Origin of the sequence: Devosia sp., from assembly GCF_017307565.1 — a bacterium.
In the GTDB taxonomy this organism is placed as follows: domain Bacteria; phylum Pseudomonadota; class Alphaproteobacteria; order Rhizobiales; family Devosiaceae; genus Devosia.
Genome location: NZ_JAFKHD010000322.1, coordinates 1 through 23,676, shown reverse-complemented (window position 1 = coordinate 23,676; position 23,676 = coordinate 1). Strand labels below are relative to the sequence as shown.

The following is a 23,676-nucleotide window of genomic DNA, read 5'->3' as shown; positions in this document are numbered from 1 at the left end:
GTTCCGAACTGGAGGAAACCTAGCGGTTCAACTTATTAATTTGGCCTAATGCCGGGAGGGTACTTGCCCCGGATTGGCCACGGAGAAGGTCCTATTTGCGGCTAGGGTTTAGGAGCCCTTTGCCGATACCGTAAATTTTTATCGACTCGTGGTGAGCGCTGCGGCTTGCCGGTATCGAGAGGTGACCCGGGTGCGAAGGCCGGCAATGTCCAGAGCGTAGGCACAGAGCGCATAGCTCAGGACGCCGACGAGGATCGGGAGGGTTATGTCGAGCGCGCCCATCTCCGGCATTGCCCGGTCAACAAGGTAGGTCGGCACGGCCATTCCAAGCGTCGCAAGACCCACCTTGATGAAAGGGCGCGGGGCAAGCGGCAAGGGATAGGCCAGACGGGTCAGCCAGTAGCCGATGACAACGCCAATAGCCTCGGAAATGACCACGGCGAAGGCAGCGCCCATCAGGCCGAAGCGGGGCACCAGCGTGAAGAGGGCGATACCATTGATGGCCAGGATGGCAAGGCCCTGGAACAACATCAGGTTCGGCTTCTTGAGAATCTGGAAGCTCACATGCAGCAGCTGATACGAAATGGACCGCAGCAGCCAGGCAAGGGCAATGAGTGGTATCAGGTCTGTCGCCTCTACACGGAATTCCTCGCCAAGCACGAGATGGGCCAATTTGGCGGCGATGATGGCAAGGCCAGCAACGGCAGGCGCCAGTACGCCGAGCAGCATTTCGGTGCTGTCGACCAAGTGGCGGTTTAGTGCGGCGCGGTCCTGGCGGGCGAGTAGTTGCATGGCGATCGGTGCAACGGCGGTGCCGATGGCAACGCCGGGAAAAAGAATGATCTGCCGCACGAGATCGGCCGAAGCGCCGTAAATGCCGGCGGCGTGCTCTCCCATCGAGCCAGCGAGCGCGAACCGGTCCAGCATGGTTTGCAGCACGAAAACGACACCCGACACGGTCATCGGCAAGCCAAAGACAAGCATGGCTCGCAAAAGCGTGGGGTCGAGAGGTGCCAGCGGGCGGCGCCAGATCAAAGCGACGAACAGAACGCTGGTGATCAGGTAGGATGACATGACACTGAGAATGAGGCCCGTGCCGCCGAGGTTGAAGACCATGACCAGCGTCATCGACAGCGCTAGGGCTATGGCGGCGCGCAAAACGGTCGCCCAGAGATAGGGCAAGGTCTGCTGCTTGGCGCGAAACACCTCGAGATAGAACTCGAAAAAACCGATGCCGAAGGCCAGCAGGATGGCCGGAAGGAGATAAGTCGAATACTGGGGCGAAAAGGCAGAGATTGCGAAATAAAGTACCGGCACGAGAGGTAGCAGTGCTGCAAAGGCGATGCCCGTTGTCACCCGCAGGTCAGCACCATCGTCATGGGCAGTAAAGGGGACGATCGAGGCCTTGATCCAGCCAAACAGCAAGGCGGAGATCATGGCCGCGATGCTGAAGCCGACAATATAGATGCCGTATTCGTAGGGGCCCAGCAGGCGGGTGAAGATCACCACCGAAGCGAAACCCAGCATGGCCGAAGCGATGTTGGCCAGCATGTATGAGGAGACTTGCCGGATCATCAGCCGAAACTATGCGTGAAATCTTGGATGACCTGCATCATCGGCTTGGGCTGATAGTCCGCATCGAGCGGCAGCGGCCGATTGGGCAGGCCGTCATCGCGGGTGAACCAGATGGGCACCCAGGTGAAACGATCGCTGATGCCCCAGGTGAGCACAGCTTCCGGCCGGCAGGCCGCGCCGATTGCACTCAAAAACTGCTTGGCGATGTTCGCAACGGCTGCATCCCTTTCGGGTTCGGGGCCCGGGAGGGGTTTGTCGATAACGTCGAGCTCGGTCACCAACACACCCAATCCCATTGCGTCGATCTCGGCGACAAAGGCGGTAAGGCCCGAGCGATCAATGGCGGTATCCGACTGGATATGGCCCTGGATGCCGACGGCGTGGAGCGGAGCGCCGCGTGCCTTGAGGTCGCGGATCAGGTCCAGAAAGAACTTTCTGCGCGCCCGGCCTTCGTCGGTGGGTTGTTCGAAATTATAGTCGTTGATGACGAGCCGCGCGGCAGGATCGGCGGCGGCAGTCGTGCGCAGCGCCAATTCGATATAGTCCCTTCCCAGATGACGCTGCCAGATGGAGTCCCGGATCGGCGCATTGCGAGTTGGCCTTTCGGCAATGGGCTCGTTGCAGACGTCCCAGCTTGGGATGCGACCCTTGTAGCGTCCCACGACCGTGTGGATATGGCTGACGAGTTCGTTCCTTGCCTCCTCGGCGCTCGCGATCGTCTCGGTCCAATCCGGCATGGCACCGTGCCAGGCAAGGGTATGCCCACGCATTTCGAGCCCATGCGCTTCGGCAAAGGCCAGCTGGCGGTCGGGCTGGGTGAAATCGAAGATATGGCGGTCGGGGCGCAGGTCGATCCATTTGAGGCCGCCTTCGCCCACGATCACCTGGCAATAGTCGAGAATGGCCTTCTGATAGGCCGGGTCATCATAGAGCGGATCGGTGCGGACGGCAGCGCCATAGGGGATGGGACCCTTGCCCCGCGTATTGGCGCGGGCGGCCATGGGCGCGAGGAGTGACGCTGTGCTCGTGCTCAGGGCACCGAGCACGAAATCTCGCCTATCCATAGACCACTTGCCCCTTGTGACTGCCGCGCCTGCACGCGCAGGATCACGCAAGAATAGGCCTTTGCCGCGAAATCACATCAGCACAACGCCTTTAGCGTTAATGTCGGCTTAGCGAAAACTCTGACTGGGGAAGGATTTATCCAGACTTTCATGGCAATCTCCCTCCCGATCGCGGACGCCGGTAGATGGCCGGATCAAGTCCTTGGCGGTGGGAGAGTTTGTTGTCTGAGTCAGGTGTGCAGACCTACACGCCCCAGGGGGGCTGGTTGGCGATCACGCTGTTCGTCATGATCTTCTGCTACTTCTGGATCGGCCTCGATCCTCTGCCCGATCCCCAAGCGGGGTCCGCGCTCGTTGCCTATGGCGATAGTTCCAACGCCTTTAACCAGTTGGTCGTGCTGGTCATGTCGGTCATGGTGATGTCCATGCTCGCACTGCATCCCGGGCGCGAACTGGTGCTCAAGGCCTATGTGCCGCTGATGATCATTTTTGGTTGGCTGGCGCTGACAATCCTCTTCTCCGACACGCCGGACAGTGCCCTGCGCCGCACCATCTATTCGGTGCTGGTCTGCCTCTGCGCCAGCGCTGTGCTGCTGCTGCCGCGGGACAATGTGCAGTTCGCCAAGCTCGCTGGCTTTTGTCTGTTGCTGGCCGTCGGGCTTTCCTATTTCGGCGTTTTCGTCATGCCGGCGCGCGGCGTGCATCAGGCAACGGATGCTTTGGAACAGGCCCTCGCGGGCGATTGGCGCGGCCATTTCGGCCACAAGAACGTCGCCGCAGCGGCGATGGTCTTTGCCGTTTTCTTCGGCCTCTATCTGCTGCGGATGCGTCTTTTCTGGAGCGGCATTCTGCTGACGGTGCTGGCCGGTATCTTCCTCTTGAATTCGGGCGGTAAGACGTCAGCCGCCATGTTGCCGGCGGTGCTGGTCGTCGTCTGGATTTTCGAACGGATCGGGATATTCAGACTGCTGATGGTGGCCGGAGGCCTGGCGTTGATCAACTTCGTCACGCTGTCGGTGGCCGTGTCGCCGCCGATCCAGGCTTTCCTGACTGGCATCGGCATCGATGCGACGTTCACCGACCGCACCTCCATCTGGGAACTGGCGCTGTCGGCGATCGCCAACCGCCCCTGGACCGGCTACGGCTTCCAGTCCTTTTGGCAGACCGATGCGCTCTTTTACGGCGGTCAGTCTGCCTCGACCTGGGCGGTGACGGCAGCCAATGCGCACAATGCCTATCTCGACCAGTTGATTAATGGCGGCTGGCCGTTTCTGATCCTGGTCGTGACCTGGATCGTCATTTTGCCGTGCATCCACGCGTCGGTTGCCATGGCGCGCGCCACCGACCCGGACCTGACGCGGCTCTATGTCCGGATCTGGATGTTCGGCCTTTTCAGCAGCTGTTTCGAGAGCACGTTCTTCGGCAATAGCGGGCCGCTGTGGTTTACCATGTTGATCGCTGTTTTTGGCCTTCGCTTGCAAGCCTATGCCAATCTGGTGGAGAACCCAGAGGTGGATGTGCCGGGGCTGCGGCCCGCGCCCTCCTGACGGCAGACATGGGCTACAACTGATTTCACGGGGCGGAGCAAGGCCTGTGTCCGAGGTGCACACGGAACCGTACAATCCTCAGGGTGGCCGATTTGCGGCCTGGCTCTTTGTGGCCATCTTTCTCTATTTCTGGATCGGCATTAATCCGCTGCCCGATATCAGCGCCTGGACCCCGAATGGTTCGGCCGGTGAGACCTCCAACCTCTTCAACCAGCTGACCGTGCTCACCATGTCCGCCATGGTGCTGACGGTGCTTGTCCTGCACCCGGCGCGCTCGCTGGTGCTGCGCGCCTATTGGCCGATTGCGGCGGTGTTCTTCTGGCTGGTGATAACGCTCTACACGTCCGACACGTCGGCCGCGGCCATGCGCAAGCTGGTTTTTGCCGGGCTCGTCTGCCTCTCTGCCAGCATGCTGCTGCTGTTGCCGCGCGACAGCAATCATTTCGCCAAGCTGGTCGGCTTCTGTCTGCTTGCGGCGCTGGGGCTTTCCTATTTCGGCGTCATCTTCATGCCCAACCGCGCCATCCATCAGGCCTGGGATGCGCTCGAGCCGGCCCTGGCGGGGGACTGGCGCGGGCATTTTCTGCACAAGAACACTGCTGCCGCCGCCATGGTGCTGGTGGTCTTCTTCGGTCTCTACCTCCTCAAGGAGCGGACGGCCTGGCTTGGGGGCCTGCTGACGGGTTTGGCGCTCATCATGCTCGTCAATACCGGTGGCAAGACTTCGGCGGCGATGCTCCCGCTCATCATCCTGATGGTCTGGGTGCTGGAGCGGGTGGGGTCGATGCGCGTGCCGCTCGTCGTGGGCCTGCTCGGCATCCTCAATTTCGTCGTTCTCTCGGTTTCGGTGTCCGATTCCATGCGCGCCTTTGTTGTTGGCCTTGGGATCGATCCGACCTTTACCGACCGCAGCGCCATCTGGCAGCTGGGGCTCTGGGCGGTCGAGAAAAGTCCCCTTACGGGCTACGGCTTTTCCTCATTCTGGCAATCGGATGCGCTCGTCTATGGCGGGCAGGCAGCCAGTACCTGGGCTGCCACGGCAACGAGCGGGCACAATGCCTATCTCGACCAGTTGCTCAATGGCGGCTGGCCACTGCTGGTGCTGATGGTGATCTGGCTCATTGTGCTGCCAGGTCATCATGCCGGGATTGCGCTCAAGCGCGGCGGCGATCCGGAGCTGACGCGGCTCTATATGCGTATCTGGCTATTCGTCCTGCTCTCGAGCGCCTTCGAGAGCTACTTTCTCGATAATGGGGGACCGCTTTGGTTTACCATGCTGATCGCGGTCTTTGGCCTGCGCTTGCAGGCCCATGCCAATCTGGTCGATAACCCCGATCACGGCACCGCCACACTCAGTTCGGCGGTGACCTAACCGGGGCGGATGGCATGACGGCGCATGAGAACGAGGCATCAAGGCCGGTCGAGGCAGTGGTCTGCATCCCGACCTTTCGTCGTCCGGACTGGCTCGAGCGCACTCTTACTTCCGTTATTGCGCAGCAAAGCGATTTCGGCTTTGCCGTTGTCGTCATCGACAATGATGCGGCCAATCCCACCGGCCTTGCCAAGGCCAATGAATTGCTCGCAGACAGCGGCATTCCCCATCGTGTCTTCGTCGAGACGAACCAGGGGAATGTGCACGCCATCAATCGCGCCTTCACTGAGGCGCAGGCGGCTTTCCCGAAGGCGGAATTCTTCCTGATGATCGATGATGACGAGATGGCCATGCCCGGCTGGCTCGCGGCGATCGTTGGCACGGCCAAGGCGAAAAATGCCGATATCGTCGGTGGCCCGGTGCTGCGCGAGTTCGATGTTCCTGTACCGCCGGCTATCGCGCGGCATCCGCTGTTCGTTTCCATCGAGGGCGAGACGCGGGCCGTTGACCAGATCCACGGCTCGGGCAATTGCCTGATCCGGCGTCGGGTTTTTGACGCCGTGACGCAGCCGCCTTTCGATACGCGCTTCAACTTTCTGGGTGGCGGCGACATGGAGTTTTTCACCCGCTGCAAGCGCTTGGGCTATTCGACCTGGTGGTGCGAAGAGGCTGTCATCCACGAGTTCGTGCCGGCCGAGCGCGTGTCGACGCGCTTCCTGCTCAAGCGCTCGGTGCGCACCGGCAGCATCAACTATGTCATCGATCGCCTCTATCACTCCCCCGGCAAGGTTTTGGCGAAGAACGTCGGCAGTCTTGGGCTCGGCGCGCTGCGTAGCTTTGGTCTCTTGATACGCACCGGTTCGTTGCTCGGTGCCAGCCATCCGTTGCTGATGTCGGTTGGCCGGGTTGTCGCTAGCTTCGGTGTGCTGCCGCAGCCCTACAAGGCTTCGCGCTGAAACTCGTCCAGCGCCACCCGGCGGATCAGGTCGATTGGCGTTCCGGTATGTGACTGGATGGCTATTGCGCTCTGTCCGGGTTCGAGCTGGCTGATGAAGCGGGCGAGGCCTTCTGCATCGAGTGCAGCGCCGCTCCAATAGGTGAGGCACCGCGACTGCGTCTCGCGCTCATGCCGGGCGGCAAGCGTGGGGTCATTGGTCACGGCGGCGCCATAGATCAGGTATTCGGAAAATTGCCGCAGCTTGACGACGGTCGACCACCAGGGGCGGCGCGCGCGGCTTTCGATCTTTGCGGTGATCTCGGCGACCGTCTGGCGCTCCCAGACGATCATCTGACCGATGAAATCGTCGGCGGGCAATTTGGGTGCGGCCAGGCCAAGCAGAGCATGGGCGTTTTCAAGCCACAGCACATGCCGAGGTCGCTCGGGGCCGACATCGCCGGGGGCCACGAAGAGCGGCACCTTCGTGCCTTCGGCAATCGTCGAGACATCGAAGGGCCGGCAGAAGCAATTGTCGGAGTCGATGCACATGACGCGCTCGCTGGCCTGGGCCATGGTCATGGCCAGTTTACGCAGCTGCTGCAGGTGCCAGCCATAGACGGGCAGGCCGAGACCCGGCGTCCACCAGTAGCGCCGGCGACGCCAGCGACCGACCGACCAGAAGCGGGGCAGGAGTGCGCTATGCGGGACAATGCGCCGACGCGGCCCGGCGAGGGACGCAAAGAGGGCAGCATCCTCGTCACCGACGACGATGTAATGCATGTCATGCCCGGTCACGAAGCGATCGATCGAGGCACAAAGCAGCTGACAGCTCGCAAAATCCCCGGAATAACTGGGGGTGATCAGCGATATCGATCCTGCCATGTGTGTCTCCAGTCTGGTCCTAGGCCCTCAAGTCCATGTTAACGCTGGGCTTCTAAGGTTGCGTTACGCAAAAGCCGAGACTTCGGCGCAGTTCCGAGGGCATCGGGTGAGCCAGAGCTACCTCATATTTATCTCCGCTGCCCGCAAACTTTGCGGCGTCGAGGCCTTTTCGCGGCTGCTGGCGGAACGGTTCGGCCCACGCGCCGAGGCTCATGTGCTCGATGCCGACATGCCTCGCCTCGTCCGCGCCTTGCGCGAAAATGACGCCGTTGTGCTCAATTTTCCGATCGTTGCCTGGAAGCGCAGGCTGTTCCTGCCGATTATCGTGGCTGTGCTCGCCCGGCTCATGGGCAAGGACGTCGTTGTTTTCCTGCACGAGTGGCTGGCGCTCGACTGGAAGCGGCGGATTGTGCTGGCGCCCGTTGTCGTTTGCGCTACGCGCCTTGCTTTTTCCGCGCCCGAGATTGTCGCCGAATTCGCCGCAACGCGTCTGTCGCGCTTTGTCACTCGCCGGCGCACGGTCGTGCCGATCCCGCCCAATGTCCTGCCTCAGGGCGTCGAGCGGGAGACCGAGATCAGCCGCGATCTGCATGCCCGGCGGAAGGGCGGGCGGCTGATCCTGGGGCAATTCGGCTCGATCTATCCCAAGAAGCAATCCGCTGTCGTTCTGCAGGTGGCCGCCGAACTCAGGCGGCGGGGGCATGATGTCGGGGTGGTCTTTGCCGGGTCTTTCATCAAGGGCATGGACAGCGTCGAGGAAACCTTCTTTGCGAGCGTTCGCGAGCTGGGCCTTGAAGACCGGGTGACGGTGACCGGCTATATCGCTGGAGACGACGAGCTGGCGGCCATTTTCAAAGAGGTCGACGTGTTCTGCTATCTCTTTGCCGAGGGGCTGACCTCGCGGCGTGGCAGCGTGCTGGCGGCAGCCCTGTCCGGCCGGGCCGTGGTCGTCAATGCGCCGGCCGAGGCCGATGCGCTGACCCGTCATGGGCTATTCATGCGACTCATCGAGACCAATGCCATTCGGCTCGTGCCGACCGGGGCCGATATTCCTGAGGTCACGACCGCCGTGCTGGAGGCCGCCAAGACGCCGGTCACACCATTGGATGCGGAAGCGGAGATCGCAGCGCTTTGGGAAACCATATGCGCTGGCATCGACGGCTGAGCCCTATTGCGCGCAATCCAACGTAAAGGCGCAAAACTCCCTTAAGCCTCCCATGCAAAAGTATTTTCCAATCCCTCGCGCGCGTGCGAGGAGGCGGAAAACCGACCAGGGACGGGCCATGCGGCCGAACGATTTGAGCGAAATGACTGGCACGAAGGCCGAGCCGAGCACCAATATTGGCGGCTTGCCGATTTCTGTCCTCGGCATGGAGGAGTCCGCGCGGCTTCTCGTGCGCATCGCTTTGCGCGCTCGTGGCAAGAATGCCGTGCCGTTCTATTCGACCTCGGCCAATGGCCAAGTGATCGCGCTCGCCTCCGAGGATCAGGATTTTAGGGACCTGCTCTGGCAGGCCGACCAGATTCACCCCGATGGCATGCCCATGGTGCGCCTCTCTGGCTATGTGTCGAGCGAGGAACTCACCGAGCGCGTTGCGACGACCGATCTCGTACATGCGGTGGCGCGGCTTTCGCAGAAGGCCGGTCTGCGCTTTTATTTCTTCGGCGCCACGCCCGATGGCAATCGTCGCGCCGTCGCCAATATGCGCGAGCAATATCCCGACCTGATCTTTGCCGGCGCCCGCGACGGCTATTTCAAGCCTGAGGAAGAAGCGGGGATTGTCGCCGAGATCGTGCGCAGCAAGCCCGATATCCTCTGGGTGGGGCTCGGGGTGCCGCGCGAGCAGGAATTCGTGTCGCGTAATCTGGAAAACCTGCGCGGCATCGGGGTCATAAAAACCTCTGGCGGCCTCTTCGATTTCCTCTCGGGCAAGAATAGCCGCGCGCCGCGATGGATGCAGAGTGCCGGGCTCGAATGGGTCTATCGCACCATGCTCGAGCCGAAGCGCCTGCTTGGTCGTTATCTCAAGACCAATCCTGCCGCTTTGTGGCGGATCATCTTCCACTCGAAGTAATGTTTCAGCCACGCGTCGAAAGGGCCGCTTGCGGCCCTTTTTCGTCTCAGGCTGCGCGCATACGCGGTGGCGGAACCGGTTGTGCTCGATTGGCGAGGATATGCTGGAGCAGACCCAAACCGGCTGCGAGGGCAAGGCCAGCAATCAGGCCACCGATGAACCCGCCGATGATGAGCAGGACGGTGCGCGGCGGATAGCTGCGGACGATCGGGGCTATGGCGGGAGAAATGACTCGTACCTTGCTGGTATTGAGCTGGCTGCGCTCGGCCACCTGCTGGGCGCGGGTGAGATAGGCCTCGTAGATCGCGACGGTCGAGGTCGCCGTGCGCTCAAGCTGGCGCAGCTCGAGCTGGGCTTGCTCGTCCGTGAAGACGGTGCCCAGCTGGGCGCCGGCGGCATTGCTGAGCTGGTCGAAGACATCGCGGGCGCGCTGCAGATCGGTCCGGGCCGCCTCGACGATGCGGGCAACTTCCCGGTCGACTTCACCCTGAAGGGCGGTCTGTTCGGCGCGGGCGGTGGCCAGGCTCGGGTGACGCGGTCCAAGCGTGATGGCAAGGGCGTCGGCCTTTTGCTTGGCGGCGGCATATTCGCTGCGGAGGCGCGCCAGAAGGTCGGATTCCTGGGCGCCGGCGCCGCCGGTTCCAGAGGAAAGGGAAGCATAACGGGCTTCGGCGGCGATCAGGGCTTCGCGGGCCGTATCGACCTGGGTGTTGATCTGCACGGCCGATTGGGTGCTGAGCTGACCATCGCGCGTTGCCGGCAGGCTGTGTGAGCGGCGATAGTCGACGACCGCGGCTTCTGCCTTGGCGGCGTCGTTGCGCAGTTCGGCGAGACGCTGGTTGAGCGCGTCGGAAGCATTGCGGGCACCATCGGATTCAGCTTCGGCGAGTTCAAAGAGGAAGGCGCTGACGAGGGCATCGGTAAAGGTCGCCGACTTTTCCGGGGTATGGGCCCAGACCGAGACTGTCACCACATAGGAGCGTTCCTCGCGGCTGACGCGTACGCGCTCGCCCAGGGTGCGAATGGCGCTAATGCGGCTATCCGTGCCGAGATCGGCGCTGTCGCCCATGATGTCTGGATCAGTCGTTAATTCGAGCTCGTCGACGACACGGCCAAGCACACTGATCGAGGTCAGGATGCGCATTTTGCTTTCGACGTCGATCAACTGCGCCTCGCCCTGGGCGACGCGGGTATAGACGTCGTCGGCAACCAGTTGCAGATCGTTGGGGTCGAGCAGGATATCGGAATAGCTGGTGTGGCGCGGCGGAATCAGGGTGCCTGCGCCAAACCCGATCAGCGCGCCTAGCACGGCAAGCGCGACGGCAACGAGCCAGAAACGCCGAACCCAATTAATGACCATGATCGGGGTAATAGTGCCGATCAGGCTTTGCGGGGTCGCTGGGCGCCGGGGAACAGCCGCCGACGTAGCCGTGGGCGCCGGGCGGCGCTCAACGGCGCGCAGCGGGGCAGCACTGGGCTGGCTCGCTGCTGCTGCGTCGGGTTTGAGGGGCTGATACATGCGGCTCGGCGATCTGACAGGTCCAGCTCCAAATATAGGCCGGAACTGGACAATTCGCCTCGTCTATCGCCCAACGAGGTTAAGGGAAACCTGCTTACTCCGCCGGCTCGGCAATCGCGGCATCGCTCGGAAGGGCGCTTGGCTGATAGATGCGGAGGGGGCGGATTTCGTACGAGCCGAGCCCTGGATTGGCCACGGCCAGTTTTTTGGCAAACTCGACCGCATCGTCGATCGTGTCTACGTCGGCGACGTAAAAGCCCAGGAACTGTTCCTTGGTTTCGGCAAAGGGGCCATCGAAGACGACGTGCTCGCCGTTGGACTTGCGGAGGGTCTTGGCTTCGGTGGTGTTCTGGAGCCGGACGACCGGGCCGAGGCGCCCCTCGTCACGCAGCCCGCCCTGGACTTTTCCGAGCCTGACCATGCAGGCTTCGTCTTCTTCCCGGGTCCAGTTGGATACGGCTTTCTCGTCGTTATAGCACAAAACGGCATAGAGCATGGTGCACCTCTCTCCCCAAGGGTCGGTAATATGCGCTTCGCGGCGCAGAAATCCAGTCGTTATGAGGCGGTGGTTCTTGCCGGTCGCGCAATGGTGGCGGTGGCCCCGATCGAGGCGACGACGATGGCGGCCATGCCGGAGACCTGACCCAGGGTCAGTTTCTCGCCCAGGATCACAAGACCGGACAGGGCGGCGAGCGCCGGTTGCCCGCTCATCAGAATGCCGAAGAGGCGAGCGGGAATGTGGGGCAGGGCGACCATGTCGAGCGCGTAAGGAATGGCGCTCGACAGAAGCGCGACGGCAAGGCCGAGCGGCAGGATGGCCGGATCGAAAAGGAGCGGTCCTGCGCTGGCAAGGCCGAAGGGCAGGGCCAGCACGGCAGCTGTAGCAACGCCGAGCGCGGCGATGTGCGGTCCGCCACCCGTGCCGGCCTTCTGGCCGAAAATAATATAGCCGGCCCAGCAAGCACCGGCGCAGAGGGCGAGGGCGATGCCAAGCGGGGAGATGTTGCCGCCAAGTCCGGTCCAGGGCAGGAGCATGGCAAAGCCGGCAACCGCCATGGCGATCCAGATGAAATCGAGAGGTTTTCGCGCGCCGGCGAGGGCCACGGCGAGCGGGCCGGTGAATTCGAGCGCTACGGCGATGCCGAGCGGAATGTGCTCCAGCGCTGCATAAAAGAAGAGGTTCATTGCACCCATGACCGCGCCATAGAGCAGCACGGCCCGCCATTGAGACCCCGAGAGGCGATGGCGCCAGGGCCGGAAGACGAGAACCAGGACGAGGGCGGCGAGGGTCAGGCGCAGCGCCGTCGCGCCATTGGCGCCGACCAGCGGAAACAGCATTTTGGCAAAGCTGGCCCCGGTTTGGGTGAAGACCATGCCCAGCGTGACGAGGAGAACGGGGACGAGAATGGATTGTGGCCGCACGGCGAGGGCTTTCAGAGGCAGGCGAGGGTCAGGTGAATAGGCCGGTGTCCGCGGAATCCTTATAGCGGATGTTAGCAGCGGCGAGCAGCGCGGTATCGATCAGGCGCGCATTGATGCCGAGCATCTCACGCCCGGCCTTGCGCGGGAAACAGTGGGTGACTTCGGCCGGAGCCCGAGGGAGGCGGAGCGACACGGAACCGCAATGGCAGGTGGCGACGATGTCGGGCATGGCTCGGGGTCCGCGCGGCGTCGATCGCGGCGTCGCTTCTGCGTCTCAATAGCCCTTTCGGCGGCGAAGTGGCAAGCGGTGAGCAAAGTGTCCGATTGACCCGAATCCCGCAATTCTTTAGCCCTGATGGCCGAGAACAAAGGAGGAATGCCGATGCAGTATCGCTATCTCGGACGCTCGGGTCTGAAAGTCTCGGTTCTCACCATGGGCACCATGACCTTTGGTGGCAGCGAGAAGATCGGCAATACCGGTGCCGCCGATGCCGCGCGCCAGGTCGATCTGTGCCTCGATGCCGGCATCAACCTCTACGATACGGCCAATGTCTACAATGCCGGTGTTTCCGAAGAAATCCTGGGCGCGATCCTGAAGGAAAACGGCCGCCGCCAAAAGGCGCTGGTCGCCACCAAGGTGCGCTTCAAGATGGGCGACGGGCCCAACGAAATCGGCCTTTCCCGCCATCACATCATCGCCCAGGCCGAGGCCAGTCTGCAGCGGCTCCAGACCGACGTTATTGACCTCTATCAGGTGCATGAATGGGACGGCATGACGCCGATCGAGGAGACCATGGAGGCGCTCGATACGCTCGTGCGCCAGGGCAAGGTCCGCTATATCGGCTGCTCGAACTATTCGGGCTGGCACATGATGAAGGCGCTGATGGCGGCGGAAAAGCGCCAGGGGCAGCGCTTCGTTTCCCAACAGATTCACTATTCGCTCCATAGCCGCGACGCCGAATATGAGCTGGTGCCCGTTTCGCAGGATCAGGGCCTGGGCATTCTCGTGTGGTCGCCGCTGGCCGGCGGGCTTTTGTCCGGAAAGTATCGCCGCGATGGCGGGCCAGATTCAGGCCGTCATGTTGGCGGTTTCCGTGAGCCGCCGGTCTATGATTGGGACAAGCTCTATTCGGTCATCGATACGCTCGTGGCGATTGCCGAAGCACGGGGTGTTTCGGGTGCGCAGGTGGCGCTCTCCTGGCTGCTCGGCCGGCCGGGCGTCACGTCGGTAATCATTGGCGGGCGCAATGAAGCCCAGTTCCGCGACAATATCGCGGCTGCCAGTTTCGTGCTCACGGCCGAGGAGCGGCAGCGCCTCGACGATGTCAGCCGGCCGCCCTTGCTCTATCCCTATTGGCACCAGTCGTTTAGTGCACAGGACCGGTTGAGTCCCGTCGATCTCGACCTTATCGGGCCCTATGCCAAGGAGTTTTCGCGTGGCTGATTTCCTGTTCGAACCGCATGCTCCTGTTTCGATCCCCATCGCCCGCGGTGGCCTCTATGCGGTTCGGCGTGTCTATTGCGTGGGCCGCAACTATGCCGAGCACATCAAGGAAATGGGCAATGACGTGCGCGACCCGCCGTTCTTCTTTGCCAAGCCCGCCGATGCTGTTGTTGTCGGTGGTGCTTCCATTCCCTATCCTCCGAAAACCGACGATTTTCAGCACGAGGTGGAGCTTGTCGTCGCCATCGGCAAGGACGGCACCGACATCACCGTCGAGCATGCGCTCGACCATGTATATGGCTATGCCTGCGGCCTCGACATGACCCGGCGCGACCTTCAGGCCGTGGCCAAGAAGGCCGGCCGGCCTTGGGAAATGGCCAAGGGCTTTGACTATTCGGCGCCCATCGGCACCATCGAGCCGGCCAGCGCCATCGGCCACCCGCAAAAGGGCGCAATTACGCTTTCGGTCAATGGCGCGGAACGCCAGCGAGGCGATCTCGGCGACCAGATCTGGAGCGTTGCCGAAACCATCGCCTATCTCAGTCAGTTCGTTGCTCTCAAGGCCGGCGACATCATCATGACCGGCACGCCGGCTGGCGTCAGCGCCGTGATCAAGGGCGACCTCATCGAAGGTCGGATCGAGGGCGTCGGCACGGTCCGAACGGTGATTAGCTGATGGCGCCTGTCTGGTCCGCACAGCAGGATGCGGCGCTGATCGCCGTGTCCAAGTGGCTCAAGGACAAGAATGGTCCGCAGGTTTTCCGCCTGTTCGGCTGGGCCGGCACGGGCAAGTCGACGCTTGCCGTTCATTTGGCGCAGGACATTCGCTCGGTCAAATATGCGGCATTCACCGGCAAGGCCGCCCTCGTCATGCGCAAGCGTGGCTGCAAGGGCGCGCAGACCATTCACTCGCTGATCTATACGCTTGTCTCGGAAAAAGAGGGCGAGCCGCGGTTCGTGCTCGATCCTGAAAGCCCGGCGGCCGATGCCGATCTTATCGTCGTCGACGAGGTCTCGATGGTCGACGAACAACTCGGTGCCGACCTCCTGTCGTTTGGTGTGAAAATCCTCGTTCTCGGCGACCCCTTCCAGTTGCCGCCCGTGCAGGGCGCCGGTTTCTTCACCACCGAAGAGCCCGATATCATGCTCACCGAAATCCATCGTCAGGCGGCCGACAACCCCATCATTCGCCTCTCTATGGCGGTGCGCGAGGGCGGCTTTCTAGAACATGGCCGCTATGGTGAGAGCGTCGTCGTCGGCCGCGATCAGGTGGATCGCGATGCGGTGCTGGAGGCCGACCAGGTGTTGGTGGGCCGCAACAAGACGCGCCTTACCTATAATGACCGTCTGCGTGAACTGAAGGGCCTGCCCTTTCACGAGCCGGTGGTGGGCGACCGCATGGTGTGCCTGCGCAATAATCCGCGCAAGAAACTGCTCAACGGGCAAATCTGGATCGTCACCGACGCGACGCGCCGCAGCAACGGCAAGTGGTCGCTGCTGCTCGCCGATGACGAAGGCAAGGGCGAGGCCAAGGTGCTGACGCACAAGGCGTTCTTCTCGGGCGAGGAAGAGAGCATGGCGTGGGCCGAGCGGCGGCAGTTCGACGAGTTCACTTTCGGCTACTGCCTCACGGTGCACAAGGCGCAGGGCAGCCAGTGGGACAATGTCTATCTCTTCGACGAGAGCTTCGTTTTCCGCGAGGAACGGGCGCGCTGGCTCTATACAGGCATTACGAGGGCGGCCGAGCGCATCACCATCGTGAGCTGAAGTCAAAGTTCAGCCAAGTTTGACCCGTCTTTAGGGCTGCAAGCTGCTGTCGGCCAAGGGATTGATCTTTCGAGGCCTTTGCCGCTTGCGCCTGAAACGGTGATACCCCATCATCGTTATCGAGATTGCCTTAGCCCCGAGGACTGTCCATGCCCCACGAGACCCCCTTGATCACCACGATCGTCGCGGGTTTGGTGCTGGCCTATATTTTCGGCATGCTGGCCAATCGGCTGAAGCTGCCGCCGCTGGTGGGCTATCTCTTCGCCGGCGTGCTGGCAGGGCCCTATACACCGGGTTTCGTTGCCGATCAGGCCCTTGGGGCCGAACTCGCCGAGCTTGGCGTCATCCTCTTGATGTTCGGGGTGGGCCTGCATTTTTCGCTCAAGGACCTGATGAGCGTTCGGGCGCTCGCCATTCCAGGTGCCGTGGCCCAAATCGCCGTCGCCACGGCGCTCGGCGCGGGGCTTGGTCTCATGCTCGGCTGGGACCTTGGCGGCTCGCTGCTTTTTGGTCTGGCGCTTTCGGTCGCTTCCACCGTTGTGCTGTTGAAAGCGCTGCAGGATCGGCGCCTGATCGAAAGCGAGCGCGGACGGATCGCGGTCGGATGGCTTATTGTTGAAGACCTTGCCATGGTGCTGGCACTGGTGCTGATCCCGGCCTTTGCCGGGCTCAATGGCGCCGATACCGGCGTGCATGATCCCTTCGTGTCCTTTGTCGAACGGCTGCTGAATGCTCAGGTCGGCATCTGGGGCGTCCTGGCCATTACCATCGTCAAGATTGCAGCCTTTGTCGGCTTCATGCTGATCGTGGGTCGTCGCGTGATCCCTTGGGCCCTGCACTTTACCGCTCACACCGGTAGCCGCGAACTGTTCCGCCTAGCCGTTCTCTCGATTGCCTTGGGCGTGGCACTGGGCTCATCGGTGCTCTTTGGCGTGTCGCTGGCGCTCGGTGCTTTCTTTGCCGGCATGATCCTTTCCGAAAGCGAGCTCAGCCATCGCGCGGCCAATGAAACGCTGCCGCTGCGCGACGCTTTTGCGGTGCTGTTCTTCGTTTCGGTCGGCATGCTGTTCGATCCGTCGATTATCATCACCGATCCACTGCCGGTGCTGGCCACGGTCTTCATCATCGTCATCGGCAAGTCCCTTGCCGCCTTCGGCATCGTGCTGCTGTTCCGGCGGCCGGCGGGGACGGCGCTGACAATTTCTGCCAGTCTGGCGCAAATCGGCGAGTTCTCGTTCATCCTCGCCAGCATGGGCGTCAGCCTCGCCATCCTGCCCGAAGAGGGGCAGGACCTGATCCTGGCCGGCGCGCTGATTTCCATCGTGCTCAACCCCATCGTCTTCATGGTGCTGGAGCTGCTGCGTCCGCGCATCGAGGCGCGCTTCGGCTCGCGGCCAGTAGTTGCGCCGTCCGACATTCGGGTCGAGCCGGGTGAGCTTTCCGCCGCCTCGCAGGGGCCGGCGACCACCGACATTCCGAGTGAGGCGGCGATCGAGCGTGGTCCGCTGGGGCCTGATGGTGACGTGGTTGAACCGCTGACCCTGACCGACCATGCCGTTCTCGTCGGCTATGGGCAGGTGGGGCGCATCGTGGCCGAAGGCCTTAAGGCCGCGGGGCGCGATATCGTCGTCATCGAGGATTCCGACCACGACGTTGCTGCGGCGCGCGCTGCCGGGCTCGAGGTCATTTATGGCAATGCGGCCAGCCAGGACGTGCTGAAACTGGCCAATCTTAGTGGCGCGAAAGACCTGCTCGTCGCCATTTCCAATGCCTTTGAGGCCGGCTCGGTCTGCGAGAGCGGCCGCAAGCTCAATCCCGATATCAGCATTGTCGCCCGCGCCTATTCAGAAGAGGAAGAGGACTTCCTGCGGGGCCTCGGCGCAACCGTCGTCATTCGCGGCGAGCGCGAAATCGGCAAGGGTATTCTAGATCTGCTGCGCAGCGAGGCCGGCGATGCGCCGGCACCTGTTGTGGTCGAGGCGCCACTGCCACCGACGGAAAACATTCTGGCGCAGGCGGCAGTGCCCGTTGCCGTGCTTGAGCCGATCATTCCTATGCCTGCCGCGGTGGTTGAAACACCGGCGGGGGTTGAGGTGTCAGAGGCGCCGGTATCGGTCGTTGAAATCCCGGTGATCGAGGCCACGTCGGTGATCGAGATGCCGCCGCCCGCGGACGAACCCGAGCCTGCCGATGTTCCGCCGGCTGAACTTGTGCCGATTGAACCCGCCGAAACGACGGCCGATACGCCGCTTATCGGCGAGGCGCCGCCTGCTATCGATGAGATTGTTGTCTTGCCGCCCAGCGCAGCGGTGGTCGAGGCGGTCGCTGAAGAGCCAAAGGACGAAGGCGTCGTTGAGGCTGCGGTTGAAGGCGAGCCTGAGATTGCCGAGGTGATTACTGAGGCACCCCCAGACGAGGCGGCGCCGTCTGAGGCGGTTCCGGCCGAAGACGAAGCAAAGCCGGCCGATAGTGATGAAAAACCGGCCGAGGTTGATGGTTCGGACGATGAGGACGAGGACAAGAAGCCGGGTCCCGATGTGCCGGTGGTCAATCCAGAGCCGAGGGGGTAGGGCCGCGCCATGATCTCGCAAAAGGCCAAATATGCGCTGCGGGCGCTGGTGGCACTGGCTCGAGCCGGTCGGGGCGAAAGCCGCATGATCGGCGAAATCTCGCGCGATCAGGCGATCCCCAAGAAATTCCTCGAACAGATTCTGCTCGAATTGAAGCGCGCTGGTATCGTCAGCAGCAAGCGCGGGCGCATGGGTGGCTATGAGCTGGTCAGGGCCCCGGAAGAGATCATGTATGGCGAGGTGCTGCGGCTGATCGATGGGCCGATCGCGCCGCTGCCGTGCCTCTCGAAGATCGCCTATCGCAAGTGCGAGGACTGCAAGGACGAGGCAGCCTGCGAAATCCGCCATGTCTTCGAGCGGGTGACGCTGGCTACCCGTGCGGTGTTGGACCGCACGAGTCTTGCGGATTCGCTCAATCTCGAAGACCTGCCGGTCGACGAAGTCGCTTGAGCGCCGGGCGTTCGGGCTGAATCAGCCGAAGACTACCGTCTTCTTGCCGTTGAGCATGACGCGGCTTTCAAGGTGCAGTTTTACCGCGCGGGCCAGCACGCGGCTTTCGATGTCGCGGCCGGCAGCGACGAGGTCGTCGGGGCTGAGGGCATGGGTCACGCGGGCAGTTTCCTGCTCGATGATCGGACCTTCATCGAGGTCAGGCGTGACGTAGTGCGCGGTGGCGCCGATGATTTTCACACCGCGCTCGTGGGCCTGATGATAGGGCTTGGCGCCCTTGAAGCTCGGCAGGAACGAGTGGTGAATGTTGATCACCTGGCCGAAAAGGCGGGTGGAGAGATTATCCGAGAGCACCTGCATGTAGCGTGCGAGGACCACGAGGTCGGCGCCGGCCGACTTGACGATGTCGAGCACCTGGGCTTCCTGCTCCGCCTTGGTGTCCTTGGTCACCGGCAGGTAATGGAAGGGAATGCCGGCGTCTTCGGCGATCTTGCGGGCGTCTTCGTGGTTGGAAATGACCGCGGCAACCTCGGCGTCGAGCCAGCCGACGCGGATCTGATAAAGCAGATGCAGCAGCGTGTGGTCGAACTTTGAGACCAGAATGACGATCTGCTTGCGGCGGCTTTCGTCGCTGAGCGCGGTCTTCATGTCAAAGCGCTCGATGGGCGACTTCAGTGCCTTTTCGATTTTCTCCCGGCCGACGCCTTCGGGGGCGGTGAAGGCCAGGCGCATGAAGAAGCGACCGGTTTCCTTGTCCCAGAACTGGTTGGATTCCGCGATATTGGCGTTGAGCGCCGCCAGCTCGGTGGTCACGGCGGCAACAATGCCGGGACGATCGATGCAGGAGAGGGTCAGAACGAAATTGGCCGAGGACAAGGCGGGCCTCCGGAGAAAGATGCAGCCTGCGGTATCGATGGCCCCGGCATTTCCGTCAAGCCCAAACGGGGCGCATATGGTCCCGGCCCTAAAATAGAAAAGGGCCGCTCGATGGAGCAGCCCTTCCCTGAGTCATAGGCCCCGAGGGCCTAGGAGGTTGGTGCTAGCAGAGATCACTCCCCGACATCACCTTCAATCCCAGACCTGCTTCGAGTACCGAATTCTCAAAAGACACTGGATCACCTCCTTAAAGTTGGTTGAACATGAGGAGAGCTTGCGCCCGTTCGCCGGACCTGTCCAGTCACAAAAGCTACACGTGAGGCAGCACGAAAATCCGCCTGTCACGGTTCCGGATTTTGCCAGCGGGTCCGGTTCTGCCGAAAAGTCTGGCCGTCGTAGACGCTGCTGCAAGTCCATGCGGCCTGAGTGTCGAGAGGTGCAAAAAAAAGGCCCCGAAACATGCCGGGGCCTTTTGATGCTCGTTTATGGCCCTGTCAGGCCTTGGCTCTTTTGGGCTTTGAGCGCAGCTGGATGATGGTGGCGATCAGCACGCCTGAGGCGACAAGGCCGATAATGATCGTCGCCAGCGCATTGACATCGGGCGAGACGCCGAGACGAACCTTGGAGAAAATCACCATCGGAAGCGTCGACGAGCCGGGGCCCGAGACGAAGCTGGCGATAACAAGATCGTCGAGCGAGAGCGTGAAGCCTAGCAGCCACCCCGAGACCAAAGCCGGAGCGATGATGGGCAGGGTGATGTCGAAGAAGGTGCGAACCGGGCTCGCGCCGAGGTCCATGGCGGCTTCTTCAAGGCTGCGGTCGAAGTCGGAAAGGCGCGACTGCACCACGACACAGACATAGGCCGTGCAGAAGGTCGAGTGGGCGATGACGATAGTCAGCATGCCGCGACCCTGCGGCCAGCCGAGAAACCCTTCCATGGCGACGAAGAGCAGCAGCAGCGAAAGGCCGGTGATCACGTCGGGCATGACGAGCGGGGCCGAAACCATGCCGGAGAACAGCGTTCGGCCCTTGAAGCGGCGGAAGCGCACCAGGGCAACGGCCGCGAGTGTGCCGAGCACCAAGGCGATGGTGGCGGAGATGGCGGCGATCTGCAGGCTTAGCCAGGCAGCGCCCAGCATCTGCGGATCGCGGAAGAGTTCGCCATACCATTTGGTCGAAAAGCCCGACCAGACAGTAACGAGGCGGCTCTCGTTGAAGGAGAAGATAACGAGCGACACGATGGGCGCGTAAAGGAACGAGAAGCCCAGGGCTGCTGCGATGGGGAGGAACCAGCCACGACGCATCTTATCTCTCCACCACGCTGCTCTGTGCACGCTGCAACAGCATGATCGGGACCACGACGGCAACCAGCATTGCGACGGCCACGGCAGCGGCACGCGGCCAATTGGCTGCGGTGAAGAACTCGTCCCAGAGCACGCGACCGATCATCAGGGTTTCGGGACCGCCGAGGAGCGAAGGAATGACGTATTCGCCGATTGCCGGGATGAAGACCAGCATGGAGCCGGCAATGATGCCCGGCAGCGAGAGCGGCAGGGTGACCGACAGGAAGGTGCGCAGCGGACGGGCGCCGAGGTCGGCCGAGGCTTCGAACAGCGACACGTCGAGTTTCACCAGCGTCGTATAGAGCGGCAGGATCATGAAGGGCAGGTAGGTGTAGACGATGCCGACATAGACGGCGAAATCGGTCTGCATCATCACCAGCGGTTCCACGCCGAAAAGGCCCAGAAACTGGTTGATGACGCCATTGCCACGCATGAACCCGGTCAGAGCGTAAACGCGCAGCAGGAACGAGGTGAAGAAGGGCAGGATCACCAGCATCAGCAGGATATTGCGCCATTTGTCCGGCGAGCGGGCAATGGCATAGGCCATCGGATAGCCGACAAAGAGCGTGATCACCGTCGAGATGAAGGCGATGCGGATCGAGGACAGATAGGCCGCGATATAGAGATTGTCGGTGAAGAGGCGGATGTAGTTGTTGAGGTGCAGGGTCAACTGCACCGTGCCTTCCTCGGTGGTGAGAAGAGGCGAATAGGGCGGGCGGCCGAACTGCTTGGTGGACAGCGAAATGCCAAAAACCACGGCCAGCGGAATGAGGAAGAAGACGAGGAGCCACAGAACCGGGGCGGCCAGCACCAGCATGCGGCCGGAAATACCGACCTTGGCAAGGCTTTTTTCCACTGCGTTCCAGGGTTTCAGGCGGCGCGGCGGGGGGATGGTGGGGTCGCGGGCGATGGTCATGAGTTGGCTCCCGCGGAAGATAGAGGGCTCCACTCTTGTTGAAGCATCCCCCTCATCCGGCGCGTTGCGCCACCTTCTCCCCGAGGGGGAGAAGAATAGGAAGGCATCGCCATGCGCGCGGAGCCAATTCCTCTCCCTCTTGGGGAGAGGGTGGCCGAAGCGTAGCGGAGGTCGGGTGAGGGGGTCATACTGTCAGCACCGAGCCGGAGCTATCGCTCCAAGTCACAAAAACCCTCTCGTCCCAAGTGATGGCATCGGGATTGCCGCGGACGGAATTGGTCTGGCTGACACGGATACGTTTGCCGCTTTCGAGCGCCACCTGATAGAGCGAGATATCGCCGAGATAGGCGATTTCCTCGACAATACCCGAGGTGACGTTAGCGTCGTGGGGCGTCTGGGGCTTTTCGCGGCTCAGCGACATTTTTTCGGGGCGGATGGCCCACCAGAGGATCTGTGCGGGGGCGCAATCGACGCCGTGGCCAACATAGATGTCGCAGCCCAGTTCTGCCGAACGGATGCGGACATGGCCGGGCTCGTCCTCGGTGACTTTGCCTTCGACCATATTGGCCGAACCGATGAAGCCGGCGACAAAGCGGGAGTTGGGGAATTCGTAGATGTCGGTGGGCTCGCCGACCATGGCGATTTCACCGAGGTTCATGACGCCGATGCGGGTCGCGAGGGTCATCGCCTCTTCCTGGTCGTGGGTCACGACGATGAAGGTGACGCCGAGGCTCTCCTGGATTTTGACCAGTTCGAACTGGGTTTCCTCGCGCAGCTTTTTGTCCAGCGCGCCAAGGGGTTCGTCGAGGAGGAGGAGTTTGGGGCGCTTGGCGAGGGCGCGGGCAAGGGCGACGCGCTGGCGCTGACCGCCGGAGAGCTGGTGCGGCTTGCGGCGACCGTAGTCTTGCAGTTTTACGAGGCTCAGAAGCTCGGCGACGCGGTCATTGATCTCACCCTTGGGGAGATTGTCGCGCTTGAGGCCATAGGCAATGTTCTGTTCGACTGACATATGCGGAAAGAGCGCATAGGACTGGAACATCATGTTGACCGGACGGTTGTAAGGCGGGACTTCGGTCATGTCTTGACCATCGATCTCGATGGTGCCCGAGGTCGGCTGTTCGAAGCCGGCCAGCATGCGTAACAGGGTCGACTTGCCCGAGCCCGACCCGCCGAGGAGGCAAAAGAGTTCGGACTTGTAGATGTCGAGCGAGACATCATGCACGGCCAGAACGTCGCCGAACTTTTTTGTCACGTTCTTGATGCGGACAAACGGCTTGTTATTGGCCGTGTCGCGCCACGGACGCGTATCGATGGCGAGTTGTGTTGTCTTCTTGGCCATGGCGGACCCTGCGAAAAGGATGAAGGGGCAGCTTGTCTTTTGACGTCGCGCCGCCCCTCCAGGGAAAAATTACTGGCCGGTTTTGATGCGGGTCCAGGTGCGGGTCAAGAGCTCTTCGAAATCAGGCGTGTGCGCCTTCATGACGAATGCCTTGGCAATGGTCTCGGCGGGCGGGTAGATGCCCGGGTTCGACTTGACTTCCTCAGATACAAACTCGAGGGCCGGCAGGTTGGGGTTGGCGTAGAACACGTAATTGGTGATCGCAGCCACGACCTGGGGTTCGAGGATGTAGTTGATGAACTTGTGAGCGTTGTCCGGATGCGGGGCATCGATCGGGATCGCCAGGAAGTCGAAGAGCGTCGCGGCGCCTTCCTTGGGGATCAGGTAGGTGACTTCATTGCCCCGGTCGGCATTGGCCGCAGCGTCCGCAGCGATGAAGACGTCACCGGAATAGCCGAGCGCGATACAGATTTCGCCATTGCCCAGGTCATCGATATATTGCGACGAGTGGAAGTAGCGGATGTAGGGCTTGATCGAATTGAGCAGTTCCTCGGCCTTGGCGAGGTCGTCTGCGCTCT

At 62.0% G+C, this 23,676-nt stretch carries 21 protein-coding genes and 1 pseudogene; 10 read left to right on the top strand and 12 right to left on the bottom strand.

Annotation, left to right across the window (positions count from 1 at the left end):
• Positions 1-138: 138 nt before the first annotated feature.
• Complete coding sequence (locus J0I64_RS11130; protein WP_291408122.1) at positions 139-1,575, bottom strand: polysaccharide biosynthesis C-terminal domain-containing protein; 1,437 nt, start codon at positions 1,573-1,575, stop codon at positions 139-141.
• Positions 1,575-2,621, bottom strand: a complete 1,047-nt coding sequence (locus J0I64_RS11125) for an endo-1,4-beta-xylanase (protein WP_291408120.1) — start codon at positions 2,619-2,621, stop codon at positions 1,575-1,577. The genes J0I64_RS11130 and J0I64_RS11125 overlap by 1 nt, the downstream gene beginning before the upstream one ends.
• Before the next feature lie 239 nt (positions 2,622-2,860).
• Between J0I64_RS11125 and J0I64_RS11120 the strand changes: the two genes are divergently transcribed.
• From J0I64_RS11120 to J0I64_RS11110, 3 genes are read left to right on the top strand one after another with little or no spacing between them, the layout of a single operon-like run.
• Complete coding sequence (locus tag J0I64_RS11120) at positions 2,861-4,186, top strand: O-antigen ligase (RefSeq protein ID WP_291408117.1); 1,326 nt, start codon at positions 2,861-2,863, stop codon at positions 4,184-4,186.
• 46 nt (positions 4,187-4,232) lie between these two features.
• On the top strand, positions 4,233-5,558 hold the full coding sequence (locus J0I64_RS11115; protein ID WP_291408115.1) for an O-antigen ligase: 1,326 nt from the start codon (positions 4,233-4,235) through the stop codon (positions 5,556-5,558).
• 14 nt (positions 5,559-5,572) lie between these two features.
• Positions 5,573-6,514, top strand: coding sequence for a glycosyltransferase (locus J0I64_RS11110; protein WP_291408113.1), 942 nt, complete (start codon positions 5,573-5,575; stop codon positions 6,512-6,514).
• Here the strand turns inward: J0I64_RS11110 and J0I64_RS11105 are convergent.
• Positions 6,496-7,377 carry a DUF6492 family protein gene (locus J0I64_RS11105; protein WP_291408111.1) on the bottom strand — a complete coding sequence of 294 codons (882 nt, stop codon included), beginning with the start codon at positions 7,375-7,377 and terminating at the stop codon, positions 6,496-6,498. The genes J0I64_RS11110 and J0I64_RS11105 overlap by 19 nt on opposite strands.
• A 106-nt stretch (positions 7,378-7,483) precedes the next feature.
• Here J0I64_RS11105 and J0I64_RS11100 point away from each other — a divergent pair, with 106 nt between their 5' ends.
• A complete protein-coding gene (locus tag J0I64_RS11100; RefSeq protein WP_291408109.1) occupies positions 7,484-8,542 on the top strand; it encodes a glycosyltransferase in 1,059 nt (352 codons plus the stop codon).
• A 142-nt stretch (positions 8,543-8,684) separates the two neighbouring features.
• Complete coding sequence (locus J0I64_RS11095; RefSeq protein WP_291408107.1) at positions 8,685-9,452, top strand: WecB/TagA/CpsF family glycosyltransferase; 768 nt, start codon at positions 8,685-8,687, stop codon at positions 9,450-9,452.
• Positions 9,453-9,498: 46 nt separating this feature from the next.
• Here the strand turns inward: J0I64_RS11095 and J0I64_RS11090 are convergent, their stop codons facing one another.
• The 4 genes from J0I64_RS11090 to J0I64_RS11075 all read right to left on the bottom strand — a co-directional run bounded on the left by J0I64_RS11090 (position 9,499) and on the right by J0I64_RS11075 (position 12,622).
• Entirely contained in the window at positions 9,499-10,971 is a 1,473-nt protein-coding gene (locus J0I64_RS11090) for a GumC family protein (RefSeq protein ID WP_291408105.1), read from the bottom strand.
• A gap of 94 nt (positions 10,972-11,065) precedes the next feature.
• On the bottom strand, positions 11,066-11,467 hold the full coding sequence (locus J0I64_RS11085; protein ID WP_291408103.1) for a YciI family protein: 402 nt from the start codon (positions 11,465-11,467) through the stop codon (positions 11,066-11,068).
• Positions 11,468-11,526: 59 nt separating this feature from the next.
• Positions 11,527-12,393, bottom strand: coding sequence for an EamA family transporter (locus J0I64_RS11080; RefSeq protein WP_291408101.1), 867 nt, complete (start codon positions 12,391-12,393; stop codon positions 11,527-11,529).
• A gap of 28 nt (positions 12,394-12,421) precedes the next feature.
• On the bottom strand, positions 12,422-12,622 hold the full coding sequence (locus J0I64_RS11075; RefSeq protein ID WP_291408099.1) for a hypothetical protein: 201 nt from the start codon (positions 12,620-12,622) through the stop codon (positions 12,422-12,424).
• 153 nt (positions 12,623-12,775) lie between these two features.
• On the opposite strand from J0I64_RS11075, the gene J0I64_RS11070 reads away from it, so the two are divergent.
• From J0I64_RS11070 to J0I64_RS11050, 5 genes and pseudogenes are all read left to right on the top strand, one after another.
• The gene (locus J0I64_RS11070; protein WP_291408097.1) at positions 12,776-13,837 is read left to right on the top strand and encodes an aldo/keto reductase; all 1,062 of its coding nucleotides are present in this window, start codon (positions 12,776-12,778) and stop codon (positions 13,835-13,837) included.
• Positions 13,830-14,513, top strand: coding sequence for a fumarylacetoacetate hydrolase family protein (locus J0I64_RS11065; RefSeq protein ID WP_291408095.1), 684 nt, complete (start codon positions 13,830-13,832; stop codon positions 14,511-14,513). The genes J0I64_RS11070 and J0I64_RS11065 overlap by 8 nt, the downstream gene beginning before the upstream one ends.
• A complete protein-coding gene (locus tag J0I64_RS11060) occupies positions 14,513-15,604 on the top strand; it encodes an AAA family ATPase (protein WP_291408093.1) in 1,092 nt (363 codons plus the stop codon). Before J0I64_RS11065 ends, J0I64_RS11060 begins: the two co-directional genes overlap by 1 nt.
• A 149-nt stretch (positions 15,605-15,753) precedes the next feature.
• Positions 15,754-17,541, top strand: a pseudogene (locus tag J0I64_RS11055) (cation:proton antiporter); the annotation flags it as partial.
• Positions 17,542-18,183: 642 nt separating this feature from the next.
• Entirely contained in the window at positions 18,184-18,624 is a 441-nt protein-coding gene (locus J0I64_RS11050) for an Rrf2 family transcriptional regulator (protein WP_291408091.1), read from the top strand.
• Positions 18,625-18,645: 21 nt separating this feature from the next.
• On the opposite strand, the gene purU is transcribed toward J0I64_RS11050, so the two are convergent.
• The 5 genes from purU to J0I64_RS11025 all read right to left on the bottom strand — a co-directional run.
• Complete coding sequence (gene purU, locus J0I64_RS11045; protein WP_291408088.1) at positions 18,646-19,500, bottom strand: formyltetrahydrofolate deformylase; 855 nt, start codon at positions 19,498-19,500, stop codon at positions 18,646-18,648.
• Positions 19,501-19,994: 494 nt separating this feature from the next.
• The gene (locus J0I64_RS11040; RefSeq protein WP_291408086.1) at positions 19,995-20,804 is read right to left on the bottom strand and encodes an ABC transporter permease subunit; all 810 of its coding nucleotides are present in this window, start codon (positions 20,802-20,804) and stop codon (positions 19,995-19,997) included.
• 1 nt (position 20,805) lies between these two features.
• Positions 20,806-21,660 carry an ABC transporter permease subunit gene (locus J0I64_RS11035; protein WP_291408124.1) on the bottom strand — a complete coding sequence of 285 codons (855 nt, stop codon included), beginning with the start codon at positions 21,658-21,660 and terminating at the stop codon, positions 20,806-20,808.
• Between the two features lie 283 nt (positions 21,661-21,943).
• A complete protein-coding gene (potA, locus tag J0I64_RS11030; protein ID WP_291408084.1) occupies positions 21,944-23,098 on the bottom strand; it encodes a polyamine ABC transporter ATP-binding protein in 1,155 nt (384 codons plus the stop codon).
• Positions 23,099-23,167: 69 nt separating this feature from the next.
• On the bottom strand, positions 23,168-23,676 hold a 509-nt coding region (locus J0I64_RS11025), incomplete at its 5' end, for an extracellular solute-binding protein (protein ID WP_291408081.1).